The organism is Polymorphospora rubra, from assembly GCF_018324255.1.
Lineage (GTDB): Bacteria > Actinomycetota > Actinomycetes > Mycobacteriales > Micromonosporaceae > Polymorphospora > Polymorphospora rubra.
On record NZ_AP023359.1, the window covers coordinates 5252662 to 5264898 of the forward strand.

Below are 12237 nucleotides of genomic sequence, written 5' to 3' on the forward strand. Positions count from 1 at the left end.
CCGTATCGCTAATGCCGAACCTACGCTGATCGCGTTACGAGTCTGTTCCGTATCGTATTTCTGGGGGGCCCATGCAACCGGACGAGAACACCGGACATCCCAGACGATGGGCGATCCTCGGCGTGCTCGTGGTCAGCCTGCTGGTCGTTGTGCTCGACAACACGATCCTCAACGTCGCCCTGCGCATCCTCGCCGACCCGGTCCGCGGCCTCGGCGCCACCCAGGGCGAACTCGAATGGTCGATCAACTCGTACACCCTGGTCTTCGCCGGCCTGCTGTTCACCTTCGGCGTGCTCGGCGACCGCTACGGCCGTAAGCGGTTCCTGCTCGGCGGTCTCGCCGTGTTCGGACTGGGGTCGCTGCTGTCGGCGTACGCCCAGGACCCCGGCCAGCTGATCGCCGCCCGCGCGCTGATGGGCGTCGGCGGGGCCGCCATCATGCCGGTCACCCTGTCGATCATCTCCAACGTCTTCGACCCCCGCGAACGGCCGCGGGCGATCGGCATGTGGGCCGGTGCGGTCGGGCTCGCCGTCGCGATCGGCCCGATCCTCGGCGGCCTTCTGCTGGAGCACTTCTGGTGGGGCTCGGTGTTCCTGATCAACGTGCCGGTCACCGTCGCCGGACTGGTCGCCGTGGCGCTGCTGGTGCCCGAGTCGCGTGATCCCCGGCCGGGGCGGATCGACGTACCCGGGGTGGTCCTGTCGGTCGCCGGCCTGGTCGCGCTGACGTACGGCATCATCGACGGCGGCGAACACGGCTTCGGCCGGCCGGTCGTGTGGATCTCCCTCGTCGGCGGCGTGCTGCTGCTGACCGCGTTCGTCCTGCACGAGCGGCGTACGCCGTTCCCGGCGCTGGACGTACGCCTGTTCCGGGTGGCCGCCTTCGCCGCGCCGACGGCGGTGGTGGGGCTGGTCTGGTTCGCCAGCATGGGCGTGATGTTCTTCAGCGCCTTCTACCTCCAGTTGGTGCGCGGCTACAGCCCGCTGATGACCGGACTGCTCTTCCTGCCGTTCGCCGTCGCCCAACTGGTCTTCGCCCCACGCAGCGCCGCAATGGTCGCCCGGTACGGCGCCCGGGCCGTCTGCGCCGCCGGGCTCGGGCTGGTCGCGCTCGCCATGGCCGGGTTCGTCCTCCTCGACGAGCAGACACCGATCTGGCTGTTCAGCGTGATCTTCTTCCTCCAGGGCGCCGGCATGGCCAACATCATGCCGCCGGCCACCGAATCGATCATGTCGGCGCTGCCCCGGGAGAAGGCCGGGGTCGGCTCGGCGGTCAGCAACACGGTGCGGCAGGTGGCGGGCGCCCTCGGCGTCGCCGTCGTCGGCTCGGTGCTGGCCGGGATCTACCGCGCCGAGATCGCCCCGGCGACCGCGGACCTGCCGGCCGCCGTACGCGACGCGGCCGGCGCCTCCATCTCCGGCGCGTACGGCGTCGCCGACGGCCTCGGCCCGGCCGGTGCCGCGGTGACGGCCGCGGCCGACACCGCCTTCGTGTCGGCGATGCACGTGGCCGCGGTCGTCTCCGCCGCGGCCGCCGTGCTCGGTGTCGTCGCCGCGCTGCGCTGGATCCCGGGCCGCCGGTCCGCGCCGGCACCCGCCGGTGACCAGGAACTCGTCGACGTGTCCTAGGCTCGGCAGTCGATGCCTGCCCCGAACACCGACGAGCCCGCTCCGACCTCGGACGAGCCCGCTCCGACCTCGGACGAGCCCGCTCCGACCTCGGACGAGCCCGCTCCGACCTCGGACGAGCCCGCTCCGACCTCGGACGAGCCCGGCCCGACCTCCGACGAGCCCGCTCCGGTGCCCGACGACCGCACCGCCGCCCGGCCGGACGACCCGGCCCGGGCCGTCCGGCACCCCGACCCGGTCGGCGCCGCCCGGCACCCCGGGGCGGGGGCGCGGGCGGGCGTGCGGGCCGGCGCGCGACCACCGGGCCGGCCGCGCAGCAGCCGCGCCGACGAGGCCATCGTCGAGGCGGTGCTCGACCTGCTCGCCGAGGGCGGCAGCGTCGAGACACTGTCGGTCGAGGCGGTCGCCGCCCGGGCCGGCGTCGGCAAGGCGACGATCTACCGCCGCTGGCCGGGCAAGGACGCGTTGCTGGTCGACGCGCTGCGTACGCTCAAGGGCGTCCCGGCCGAGCCGCCCGGCGACTCGGTCCGGGACGACGTCGTGACGCTGTTGGAGATGGTCGGCCAGCACACCGACGAGCGGACGGCGCGGATCATGACCTGCCTGGCGCCGCAGTTCAACCGCACCCCGGAGCAGGACCGGCTCTACCAGGAGATCATGGAGCCGCGGCGGGAGATGCTGCGCCGGGTGCTGTGGCGCGGGGTCGCCACCGGCGAGCTGCGCCCGGACCTCGACGTCGAGCTGGCGGTGGCGATGCTGACCGGGCCGATCCTGCTGCACCGGGTCGTCCGGCCGTTGCCGAACCTCGCCGACACCGACCTGCCCGGGCGGGTCGTCGACACCCTGCTGGCCGGGATCGCCGGCCCCGCCGCCGGTCCGACCACGCCACCCGCCGGCGCCTGACGCCCGCGCGGCCCGCCGGTCGCCGGCCCGCCGGCCCGCCGGTCAGTTCGTCGGGGTACGCAGCCGGTGCAGGCGCAGTGCCAGCTGTACCTCCAGCGCCCGCTCGGGCCGCTGCCAGTCCGGCCCGAGCAGCTGCCCCACCCGGTCCAGCCGCTGGGTCACCGTGTTGACGTGCACGTGTAACTGCTCGGCCGCCCGGGCCAGGCTGCCACCCACCCCGAAGTACGCCTCCAGCGTCTTGACCAGCGCCGTACCCCGCCGGGCGTCGTAGTCGACGACCGGGCCGACGGTGTCGGTCAGGAACCGGGTCACGTCCCGGTCGGCGTCGTCGCCGACGGCGCCGAGCAGCAGTCCGACGAAACCCAGCTCGCCGGTGCTCGCCCCCTGCCCGGACCGGCCGAGCGCGGCCAGTGCGGTCAGGCACCGGTCGGCCTCGCGGAACGCCGCCGCCAGCGACGCCGGCCCGGTCGACGGCCCGCTCGCCCCGGCCGTCACCGGCCGGCCGGTGATCCGGGACAGGTCGCGGGACACCGCCCGGGCGCAGCCGCCGGCGTCGCCGCCGGGCAGCATCAGCACCACCCGCCCGTTGCGGGCGGCGGCCAGCCCGCCGCGGGTCGACGCGTACGTCGTCGCCCACGACAGCACCCGCTGCCGGGCCGATCCGGTCCCGGCGATCGCGTCGTCGCCGACGGCGACCAGCACGTGCGGGTCGTCGAGGTCGACGCCGAGCCGGCGGGCCCGGCCCCGCAGCGCCTCCGCGTCGTGCACCGGCCGGGCGATCAGGTCGTCGAGCAGTTCGCCGCGCACGCGGCTCTCCGCCTCGGCGACGGTACGCCGGAAGAGCAGCAGCAGTGCGGTCACCAGCGCCGCCCGCTCCAGGATCCGCTGGTCGGCGTCGACGAGTTCGCTGTCGGGGCGCAGCACCAGGGCGCCGAGGTTCTCCGCGCCGGCGACGACGGCCGCGTACCACAGGGGGCCGCGCCGGACGCTGCGTCCCTCGGTCCGCGAGGCGGCGACCGCCTCCACGATCGACGGCCGGTCCGGCTCGTCGATCCGGCCGACCCGGGCGATCTGCCGGCCGTCGGCGTCCAGGGCGAGCAGCGCACCCCCGAGTACGTCGGTGACGGCCGCCGCCACGTCCTCGACCCCACCGCCGCGCAGCACCAGCGATGTCATCCGGTCGTGCGCGGCCGCGGCCCGCTCCACCGACGTGCTGTGCGCCCGGATGGTGGAGTTGGCCGCCGACAGCTCCTCCAGGGCGGACCGGGTCTCGGCGAGCAGCCGGGCGGTGTCGATCGCGACGGCGGCGTGCGCGGCCAGCGACACCAGCAGCGCCACCTCCTCGCGGGCGAACGGCCGGGCGGTCCGGTTGGCGGCGTAGAGCACCCCGATCACCCCGGAGCCGAGCCGCAGCGGTACGCCGAGGATGGCGACCAGCCCCTCCTCACCGACCCCGGCGTCGATCTCGCCGGTGTGCCGGAACCGGCCGTCCTGCCCGTAGTCCGCGGTGACGTACGGCGTGCCGGACTGCGCGACCAGGCCGCCGAGTCCGGCGCCCATCGGCAGCCGCAGCCGCTGGAAGCGCGCCGACACCGAGCCGTCGGTGACCCGCATGTAGGTGTCGCCCCGGTCGGGGTCGTTGAGCGTCATGTAGGCGACGTCGGCGCCGAGCAGGTGCCGGGCCCGCCGCACGATCGCGTGTAACACCGCGTCGACGTCGCGCAGCCCGGCCAGGTCGGAGGCGGTGTCGTAGAGGCCGGACAGCTCCACCTCGCGCCGGCGGCGGCGCTCCAGCAGGCCGCGTACGCGCAGCGCGACGAGCTTGGCGGCCTCCAGGTCGGCGAGCTGGTCGGCGGGCAGGCCGGCCTCGCGGGCGGCCACGACGGGTCCCTCGAACTCGACCGCCGCGGCCTCGCGGGCCAGCAGTTCCAGGAACTCGATCGGCGAGGTCATGATCCCCATTGTGGTGGACCGGCCGACTCAGTTCGCCGTCCAGCCCCCGTCGAGCGCCAGGGAACTGCCGGTGATGAACGACGCGGCCGGCGTGCACAGGTAGGCCATCAGCTCGGCGACCTCCTCCGGCTCGACCAGCCGCTTGATCGCCGCCCGGGCCAGCATGATCCGTTCGACGACCTCGGTCTCCGGGATGCCGTGGCTGCGGGCCTGTGCGGCGATCTGGCCCTCGACCAGCGGGGTACGGACGTACCCGGGGTTGATGCAGTTGGCGGTCACCCCGTGCGCGGCCGCCTCCAGCGCCACGACCTTGGACAGCCCCTCCAGGGCGTGCTTGGCCGCCACGTACGCCGACTTGTACGCCGACGCCCGCAGACCGTGCACCGAAGAGATGTTGATCACGCGGCCCCAGCCGGCGGCGTACATGTGCGGCAGGGCCCGGCGCACCAGCAGGAACGGCGCCTCGACCATCACCTTCTGGATGTAGGCGAACCGTTCGGCGGGGAAGTCCTCGACCGGGGCGACGTGCTGCAGGCCGGCGTTGTTGACCACGATGTCGATACCGGGGTCCAGCCGGTCGACCGCCCCCGGCTCGGTGAGGTCGACGCCCTCGGCGCGGCCACCGGTCAGGGCCGCGACCTCCTTGGCCGCCTCGACGTTGCGGTCCACCACGACCACCGCCGCGCCGGCCGCCGCCAACCGTACGGCGCACGCCCGGCCGATGCCGCTGCCGCCCCCGGTCACCAGGGCGGTACGCCCCGACAGGTCGAGCTGCACGGTGTGGGGGACCGCCACGGGTTCTGCCGTCATGGCGCATGAAGTTACGAGCATCCCGCCCGGCGGCACATGGGCGGCAGGCACATACTCGGCGCCGAACCTATGTGGCCGCCTGCCCGCGGACCACCTCGGCGGGGCCGAAGAAGACCAGTACCGCCAGATCCTCGGTCACGTCGACGAACCGGTGCTCCTCGCCGGCCGGCACGAACACCACCGACCCCGGGCCCACCGGCGCCTCCCCGCCCGGCGTGACCAGCCGGGCGCGGCCCGCGGTCACCACGTACACCTCGTCCTCGGTGTGCGGGTTCTGCCCGTCGGTCCCGCCGGCCGGGATCCGGTACGTCCCCAGCGACATGTCCGGTACCCGCAGGTGCTCCTCGTACCGGCTCGACGTCCCGTCCGCCGGCGCCACCCACTCGCCGGCCCCCTCGATCACGCGCATGAGAGCGTCGCCTCCCCGCTTCCGTTCATGATCGCTACGGTAGGGCGGCGTCCGGACGGGCACGACGGCCAACCGGTGACCGGTGGCCCGCGGCGGGTGTGTCGCCGCGCGTCGGTGTCGTGGGCACGCAGTAGGGTGTCGAACACACGTACTGCCGGTGCGGGCCCCACCACGGGCCGGCGGAGGCGGCGGGAGGCAGCGACTGCCAGCGGATCGGCGGGAGCCCGGCGGGGCAGCAGGGAGGAAGACGGGTGCGGGTGCTCGGCGTCGACCCCGGGCTGACCCGGTGCGGGGTCGGCGTGGTCGAGGGCGTGCCCGGCCGGCCGTGCACCCTGGTCGGCTACTACGTGGTCCACACCGACCCCGGCGACGACCTGTCGCTGCGGCTGCTGCACCTCGACCGGGCGCTGACCGACCTGGTCGCCGAGCACCGGCCGCAGAGCGTCGCCGTCGAGCGGGTCTTCAGCCAGCACAACACCCGCACCGTGATGGGCACCGCCCAGGCCAGCGCCGTCGCCGTGCTCGCCGGGGCCCGTGCCGGCCTGCCCGTGCAGACCTACACGCCGAGCGAGGTCAAGGCCGCCGTCACCGGTTCCGGCCAGGCCGACAAGGCCCAGGTCACCACCATGGTCACCCGGCTGCTGCGGCTGGACGCACCGCCCCGACCGGCCGACGCCGCCGACGCGCTGGCGTTGGCCATCTGTCACGTCTGGCGCGGCGGGACCCGGTCCCGGCTCGCCGCCGCCGCGGCCCAGGCCGCCCGCAGGGGAGGAACCCGATGATCGCGAGTGTCCAGGGCGTCGTCGCCGCCGTGTCGCCCGACGGGGCGGTGGTCGAGGTGGGCGGGGTCGGTCTCGCCGTGCAGTGCGCCCCCGGCACGCTGGCCAACCTGCGGGTCGGCCAGCCGGCCCGGCTCGCCACCAGCCTGGTGGTCCGGGAGGACTCGCTGACGTTGTACGGGTTCGCCGACGACGACGAGAAACAGCTCTTCGAACTGCTCCAGACCGCCAGTGGCGTCGGCCCCCGGTTGGCCCAGGCGGTGCTGGCCGTGCACAGTCCGGACACCGTACGGCGGGCGATCGGCGGTGGCGACACCGCCACCCTGACCAAGGTGCCGGGAATCGGCAAGAAGGGCGCCGAACGGCTGGTCCTCGAGCTGCGTGACCGGGTCGGCCCGGTCCCGGTCGGTCCGGACGGCGCGGCCGGGGTGACCGCCGGGGCCTGGCACGACCAGGTACGTCAGGCGCTGGTCGGCCTCGGCTGGACCGCCTCCCAGGCCGACCAGGCGGTCGCGGCGGTCGCCGAGACCGTCGACGGCCCGACCCCGCCGGTGCCGGTCCTGCTCAAGCAGGCCATCCGCCTGCTGGGCCGGACCAGGTGACCCGGTGAGCGACGCCGAGGGGCTGGTGTCGGCCTGGGCCACCGACGCCGAGCACGACGCCGAGGTCAGCGTCCGCCCGAAGCGGCTGGCCGACTTCATCGCCCAGCACCGGGTCCGTGACCAGCTCGAACTGCTGCTCAAGAGTGCCATGCGCCGGGGCTCGCCGCCCGACCACATCCTGCTGTCCGGGCCGCCCGGTCTGGGCAAGACGACGCTGGCCAACATCGTCGCGGCCGAGCTGGGCTCCGGCATCCGGATCACCAGCGGTCCGGCGATCGAGCGCTCCGGTGACCTGGCGGCGATCCTGACCAGCCTCACCGAGGGCGACGTCCTGTTCATCGACGAGATCCACCGGATCGCCAAGCCGGCCGAGGAACTGCTCTACAGCGCCATGGAGGACTTCCGGGTCGACGTGGTGGTGGGCAAGGGCCCGGGCGCGACCGCGATCCCGCTGGACGTGGAGCCGTTCACGCTGGTCGGCGCGACCACCCGGTCGGGTCTGCTGACCGGCCCGATGCGCGACCGGTTCGGGTTCGTCGCCCACCTCGACTTCTATTCACCGGCCGACCTGGAGGCGCTGTTGCAGCGGTCGGCCCGGATCCTCGGGGTGCCGATCACCGACGACGCCGCCGCCGAGGTCGCCGGTCGCTCCCGGGGCACGCCGCGGATCGCCAACCGGCTGCTGCGCCGGGTCCGTGACTTCGCCGAGGTACGCGCCGACGGCGTCGTCACCCTGGAGACCGCCCGCGCCGCCCTCCAGGTCTACGACGTCGACGACCTGGGCCTGGACCGGCTCGACCGGGGTGTGCTGACGGCGCTCGTCGACCTCTTCCGGGGTGGTCCGGTCGGCCTGTCGACGCTGGCCGTCGCGGTGGGGGAGCAGCCCGACACGGTCGAGGAGGTGTGCGAACCGTTCCTCGTCCGGGCCGGCCTGCTGGCGCGTACGCCGCGCGGCCGGGTGGCCACCGAGGCGGCGTGGAAGCACCTCGGGCGTACCCCGCCGCCCGGTTCGTTCGGCGCACCGGCCCAGTCCGGGCCGGACCTTTTCAGCTCGGGTCAGTAGGCGTGATGTGTTCGTGATCTGCACCAAGTTCGGCGTTTACAGGCACAGCGACTAGACTCGCCGCGGTCCGTACAGGATGTGAAGTCATTCCTCCGCTCCGGCGCCCCCACGCTGGTGGTCGAGGCCAATGGGAAGGTCGTAGCGTGCATTTGGCAGCAGAGTCCGGCGGAGGCGCCGGCAGTTTCATGCCGATCCTGATGATCGCCCTGCTTTTCGGCGTCATGTATTTCATGATGATCCGTCCGCAGCAGAAGCGGCGCAAAGAGGCTGAGCAGATGCAGTCCGCGCTCGGCCCCGGCGACCAGGTCGTCACGATCGGTGGCCTGCACGGCACCGTGGCGAACGTCGACGACGACACGGTCACGCTCGAACCGTCGCCCGGCGTGCAGCTGCGCTTCGCCCGCCCGGCGATCGCCCGTGTGGTGAGCAGCGCCGACCGGCCGGAGCAGATCGAGGAGACGCCGGAGGCCGAGGCCGAGGTCGACAGCACGGCCGGCACCGGACCGGACCTCCGCAAGGACTGATCCGCGACCCCGGTCGACGGGGTCGCGAAAACATCGAAGATACTGGATAATCGCGCCGGTCGGCCTGCTGGCCGGCGCGCAAGATACCCGTCGCCGGCCAGGGTGTGCCGGCGCGCCACCACCCGCCGCCCACCACACTCAGCGGCCGACCGCGCAGGGAGACACGACAGCCGTGGCACCACCTCAGGGACAGATGCGGCCCGGGCGGCAACTCGCCGTGCTCGGCCTCATCTTCGCCATTCTCTATCTCCTGGTGTTCTTCGCTGGCGCGAGCGGAGGCTGGAAGGAGCGGCTGGAGCCCCGGCTGGGGCTCGACCTCATCGGCGGCACCCGGGTGACGCTCGAGGCGATCACCCCCGACGGCCAGGACCCGCCGGCGGAGAACCTCGAAGAGGCCCGCAACATCATCGAGAGCCGGGTCAACAGCCTCGGTGTCTCCGAGGCCGAGGTGGTCACCGAGGGTAACCGCAACATCGTCGTCTCCCTGCCCGGCCAGAACCGCGATCTGACCGAGGTCGGGGCAGCGGCCGAGCTGCGGTTCCGCAAGGTCCTCAAGGTCACCGACGGCGGTGGCGGCGTCCCGGCGCCCGCGCCGACCGGCACCCCGGAGCCGAGCGGCTCGGCCGAGCCGGCCCCGTCCGGCTCCGGCGAGCCGGCGCCGTCAGGCTCCGCCTCGCCGTCCGCGTCGGCGAGCGCCGCCGGCCAGGGCGGTATGGCCCCCGCGCCGACCGCGTCGGCCACCCCGTCGGCGGAGGCCACCCCCGAGCCCACGCCCGCGGTCTCCGCACCGTCGGTCGAGGATGCCGAGACCAACGAGGAACTGCTCGCCGCGGTGCGGGCCAAGCTCGGCGCCAACTCCTGGGCCGCCGCGGAGCAGCTCCAGGCGCCGGCCCAGCTCGGCCAGGACGAGGTTCTCGACTCCGCCCTCATGCCGTTCGCCCAGCTGACCGGCCGCGAGGTCGGGGTGCTGCCGCCGAACTTCCAGTTCAACGTGCCGACCATCGGCTGCCTGCAGCTCGAGGAACGGCTGCCCGGTTCGATCCGGGACGAGGGCCAGATGGCGGTGGCCTGCGAGGGCCAGGTCAAGTACCTGCTCGACGTGGCCAAGGTGCTCGGCACCGACGTCAACGACGCCAACGCCGTCCTCGACCAGACCACCAGCCAGTGGGTGGTCAGCCTGAACTTCACCGGTTCGGGCCAGAGCAAGTGGACCAACCTGACCCGCGAGGCGTTCAACAACGAGGGCCAGGCCTGCGAGCAGGCGGCCCTCGGCCAGGACGGCAAGTGCCGGGTCGCGGTCGTGCTCGACAACGACGTCATCTCCTCGCCGGAGATCCAGGGCGTGCTCACCGGTGACTCGCAGATCACCGGCCAGTTCACCAGCGGCGACGCCAACGAACTCGCCAGCAACCTGCGCTTCGGTGCGCTGCCGATCACCTTCGAGCCGCAGGAGGCGCAGGCCGTCTCCGCGACGCTGGGCAGCGAATACCTGCGCGCCGGTCTGCTCGCCATGGGTATCGGCATGGCCCTGGTGGCGATCTACGCGTTCTTCTACTACCGGCTGCTCGGCACCGTGATCTTCCTGAGCCTCATCCTGTCCGCGCTGCTGGTCTTCGGCGCGCTGATCGTGCTCGGCCGGCAGATCGGCTTCACGTTGACCCTCGCCGGCATCGCCGGGTTCATCGTCTCACTGGGTGTCGCCGCCGACTCGTTCGTCATCTACTTCGAACGATTGAAGGACGAGATCCGGGAGGGCCGCAGCCCGCGCAGCGCGGTGCCGCGGGCCTGGACCCGGGCCCGCCGGACGATCATCTCGGCGAACGTGATCACGATTCTCGCGGCGGTGGTGCTCTACATCGTCTCGGTCGGTGTGGTGAAGGGCTTCGCGTTCGCGCTGGGCCTGGCCACCATCCTCGACCTGGTCGTGGTCTTCCTCTTCCGGCACCCGATCATGACGATGTTCGCCCGGACCAAGGCGTTCCTGTCGCCACGGGTCAGCGGCCTCGGCCGGATCCTCGAGCAGGACGACGAGGCGGAGCAGCCGGTCAAGCCCGGTGCGCCGCGCACCAAGGAGGCCTGACGTGTACGGGCCCCGCGAGCGAACCATCCAGGTCAGTGCCGCCGTGCCGAAGGCCGGTGCAGAACGAAACGAGGTAGCGGCATGAGCGGCCGCAATGGTCTGGCAAGCCGCCTCTACCGGGGCGAGGCCGGCCTCAACATCGTCAACCGCCGCAAGGTGTGGTTCTCGGTCGCCGGCGTACTCGTCCTCGTGGCGATCCTGAGCTTCGCGGTTCGTGGCTTCAGCCTCGGCATCGACTTCCGGGGCGGCAACGAGTTCCAGGTCCCGGCCAGCATCGGCACCATGGAGCGGGCCGAGACCGCGGTCGAGGACGCCCTGGGCAGCCTCGAAGGGCTCGCCGAGGCGCCCGAGGTCGTCTCGGTCCAGCAGGTCGGCAACGCGACGAGCGGCTCCTACCTGATCCGTACCGGCGAGCTGTCGCCGGCGAACTCCCAGGAGGTCCAGGACATCCTGGCCGAGGAGTTCAGCCTGCCGGTCAGCGAGATCAGCTCCAGCCGGGTCAGCGGTGCCTGGGGCGCCCAGGTGAGCGAGCGGGCCCTGCTCGGTCTGCTGGTCTTCATCGCGGTCGTCACCGTCTACCTGATCCTGCGGTTCGAGTGGCGGATGGCGGTCGCCGCCGTCAGTTCGCTGCTGCTCGACCTGATCCTGACCGCGGGTGTCTACTCGCTGGTCGGCTTCGAGGTCACCCCGTCGACGATCATCGGCTTCCTGACCATTGTCGGTTTCGCGCTGTACGACGTCGTCGTGGTGTTCGACAAGGTCCACGAGAACACCCGCGGCATCACCGGCGGCAGCACCAGGACGTACGCCGAGTCGACCAACCTGGCGGTCAACCAGACCCTGATGCGGTCGATCAACACCAGCGTCGTGGCCCTGCTGCCCGTCGGCGGTCTGCTCTTTATCGGCGCCGGCCTGCTCGGCGCCGGCACGCTGAAGGACCTCGGCCTGGTGCTCTTCGTCGGTATGGCGGTCGCCGTCTACTCGTCGCTCTTCTTCGCCCCGCCGGTCCTGGTGACGTTCAAGGACTACGAGCCGAAGATCCGGGCGCACACCGAGCGGGTGCTCTCCCGCCGGGCCGCCCTCGCCCGCGGCGACGTGGCCCCGAAGGGTGCCGGCCGGACGGCCAGGAGCGCGAAGACCCCGGCGGCGGCCACGCCGGCCGAGGACGCCGACACCGAGGTGGCCGCCCTGGCCGGGGCGACGCCGAAGGCGGGTGCCCGTCCGGCGGGCAAGCGGTCCTCCGGCGGCGGGGGACGCAGCGGTGGCCGCCCCGGCGGCGGCAACCGGCCCGGCGGCAAGCGCCGCTGACCCACGCACCAGAACCGAAACCGGCGTCCGGCATGCTGTCTCGTACGGCGTGTCGGACGCCGTTTCCGTGCCAGAAGGAGGCGCTGTGACCGAGCGGAGCGAGGGAGCCGTCGGGCCGGGCGAGGGAGCCATCAGGCTCGGTGAGGCGGCCGCTGAAGCCGTGGCGCGGGCGGGCACC

The 12237-nt window shown here is 73.2% G+C and carries 11 protein-coding genes; 8 read left to right on the forward strand and 3 right to left on the reverse strand.

Annotated features, from left to right (window positions below; translation table 11 throughout):
• The first annotated feature begins 71 nt into the window (after positions 1 to 71).
• Both Prubr_RS23805 and Prubr_RS23810 read left to right on the forward strand, forming a co-directional pair.
• Positions 72 to 1628, forward strand: coding sequence for an MFS transporter (locus tag Prubr_RS23805; RefSeq protein WP_212817095.1), 1557 nt, complete (start codon positions 72 to 74; stop codon positions 1626 to 1628).
• Positions 1629 to 1640: 12 nt separating this feature from the next.
• A complete protein-coding gene (locus tag Prubr_RS23810) occupies positions 1641 to 2531 on the forward strand; it encodes a TetR/AcrR family transcriptional regulator (protein WP_212817096.1) in 891 nt (296 codons plus the stop codon).
• A 42-nt stretch (positions 2532 to 2573) separates the two neighbouring features.
• On the opposite strand, the gene Prubr_RS23815 is transcribed toward Prubr_RS23810, so the two are convergent.
• The 3 genes from Prubr_RS23815 to Prubr_RS23825 all read right to left on the reverse strand — a co-directional run bounded on the left by Prubr_RS23815 (position 2574) and on the right by Prubr_RS23825 (position 5703).
• On the reverse strand, positions 2574 to 4493 hold the full coding sequence (locus tag Prubr_RS23815; protein WP_212817097.1) for a helix-turn-helix domain-containing protein: 1920 nt from the start codon (positions 4491 to 4493) through the stop codon (positions 2574 to 2576).
• 18 nt (positions 4494 to 4511) lie between these two features.
• The gene (locus tag Prubr_RS23820; protein WP_212817098.1) at positions 4512 to 5294 is read right to left on the reverse strand and encodes a 3-hydroxybutyrate dehydrogenase; all 783 of its coding nucleotides are present in this window, start codon (positions 5292 to 5294) and stop codon (positions 4512 to 4514) included.
• Positions 5295 to 5361: 67 nt separating this feature from the next.
• Complete coding sequence (locus Prubr_RS23825) at positions 5362 to 5703, reverse strand: cupin domain-containing protein (protein ID WP_212817099.1); 342 nt, start codon at positions 5701 to 5703, stop codon at positions 5362 to 5364.
• Between the two features lie 251 nt (positions 5704 to 5954).
• Between Prubr_RS23825 and ruvC the strand changes: the two genes are divergently transcribed.
• From ruvC to secF, 6 genes are all read left to right on the forward strand, one after another.
• Positions 5955 to 6485, forward strand: coding sequence for a crossover junction endodeoxyribonuclease RuvC (gene ruvC / locus Prubr_RS23830; protein WP_212817100.1), 531 nt, complete (start codon positions 5955 to 5957; stop codon positions 6483 to 6485).
• Positions 6482 to 7084, forward strand: coding sequence for a Holliday junction branch migration protein RuvA (ruvA, locus tag Prubr_RS23835; RefSeq protein ID WP_212817101.1), 603 nt, complete (start codon positions 6482 to 6484; stop codon positions 7082 to 7084). Before ruvC ends, ruvA begins: the two co-directional genes overlap by 4 nt.
• 4 nt (positions 7085 to 7088) lie before the next feature.
• Positions 7089 to 8147 carry a Holliday junction branch migration DNA helicase RuvB gene (gene ruvB, locus Prubr_RS23840; protein WP_212817102.1) on the forward strand — a complete coding sequence of 353 codons (1059 nt, stop codon included), beginning with the start codon at positions 7089 to 7091 and terminating at the stop codon, positions 8145 to 8147.
• A gap of 185 nt (positions 8148 to 8332) precedes the next feature.
• Positions 8333 to 8671 (forward strand): preprotein translocase subunit YajC, encoded by a 339-nt coding sequence (yajC, locus tag Prubr_RS23845; protein WP_246569020.1) that lies wholly within the window; start codon positions 8333 to 8335, stop codon positions 8669 to 8671.
• A gap of 172 nt (positions 8672 to 8843) precedes the next feature.
• Positions 8844 to 10751 carry a protein translocase subunit SecD gene (secD, locus tag Prubr_RS23850; protein WP_212817103.1) on the forward strand — a complete coding sequence of 636 codons (1908 nt, stop codon included), beginning with the start codon at positions 8844 to 8846 and terminating at the stop codon, positions 10749 to 10751.
• Between the two features lie 81 nt (positions 10752 to 10832).
• Entirely contained in the window at positions 10833 to 12059 is a 1227-nt protein-coding gene (secF, locus tag Prubr_RS23855) for a protein translocase subunit SecF (protein WP_212817104.1), read from the forward strand.
• Positions 12060 to 12237: the final 178 nt, after the last annotated feature.

What these genes read in the sequence shown, in the direction of transcription:
- Prubr_RS23805 (WP_212817095.1), top strand. Translation starts at nt 72, where the DNA reads ATGCAACCGGACGAGAACACCGGACATCCCAGACGATGGGCGATCCTC.
- Prubr_RS23810 (WP_212817096.1), top strand. Translation starts at nt 1,641, where the DNA reads ATGCCTGCCCCGAACACCGACGAGCCCGCTCCGACCTCGGACGAGCCC.
- Prubr_RS23815 (WP_212817097.1), bottom strand. Translation starts at nt 4,493, where the DNA reads ATGGGGATCATGACCTCGCCGATCGAGTTCCTGGAACTGCTGGCCCGC.
- Prubr_RS23820 (WP_212817098.1), bottom strand. Translation starts at nt 5,294, where the DNA reads ATGACGGCAGAACCCGTGGCGGTCCCCCACACCGTGCAGCTCGACCTG.
- Prubr_RS23825 (WP_212817099.1), bottom strand. Translation starts at nt 5,703, where the DNA reads ATGCGCGTGATCGAGGGGGCCGGCGAGTGGGTGGCGCCGGCGGACGGG.
- ruvA (WP_212817101.1), top strand. Translation starts at nt 6,482, where the DNA reads ATGATCGCGAGTGTCCAGGGCGTCGTCGCCGCCGTGTCGCCCGACGGG.
- yajC (WP_246569020.1), top strand. Translation starts at nt 8,333, where the DNA reads ATGCCGATCCTGATGATCGCCCTGCTTTTCGGCGTCATGTATTTCATG.
- secF (WP_212817104.1), top strand. Translation starts at nt 10,833, where the DNA reads ATGAGCGGCCGCAATGGTCTGGCAAGCCGCCTCTACCGGGGCGAGGCC.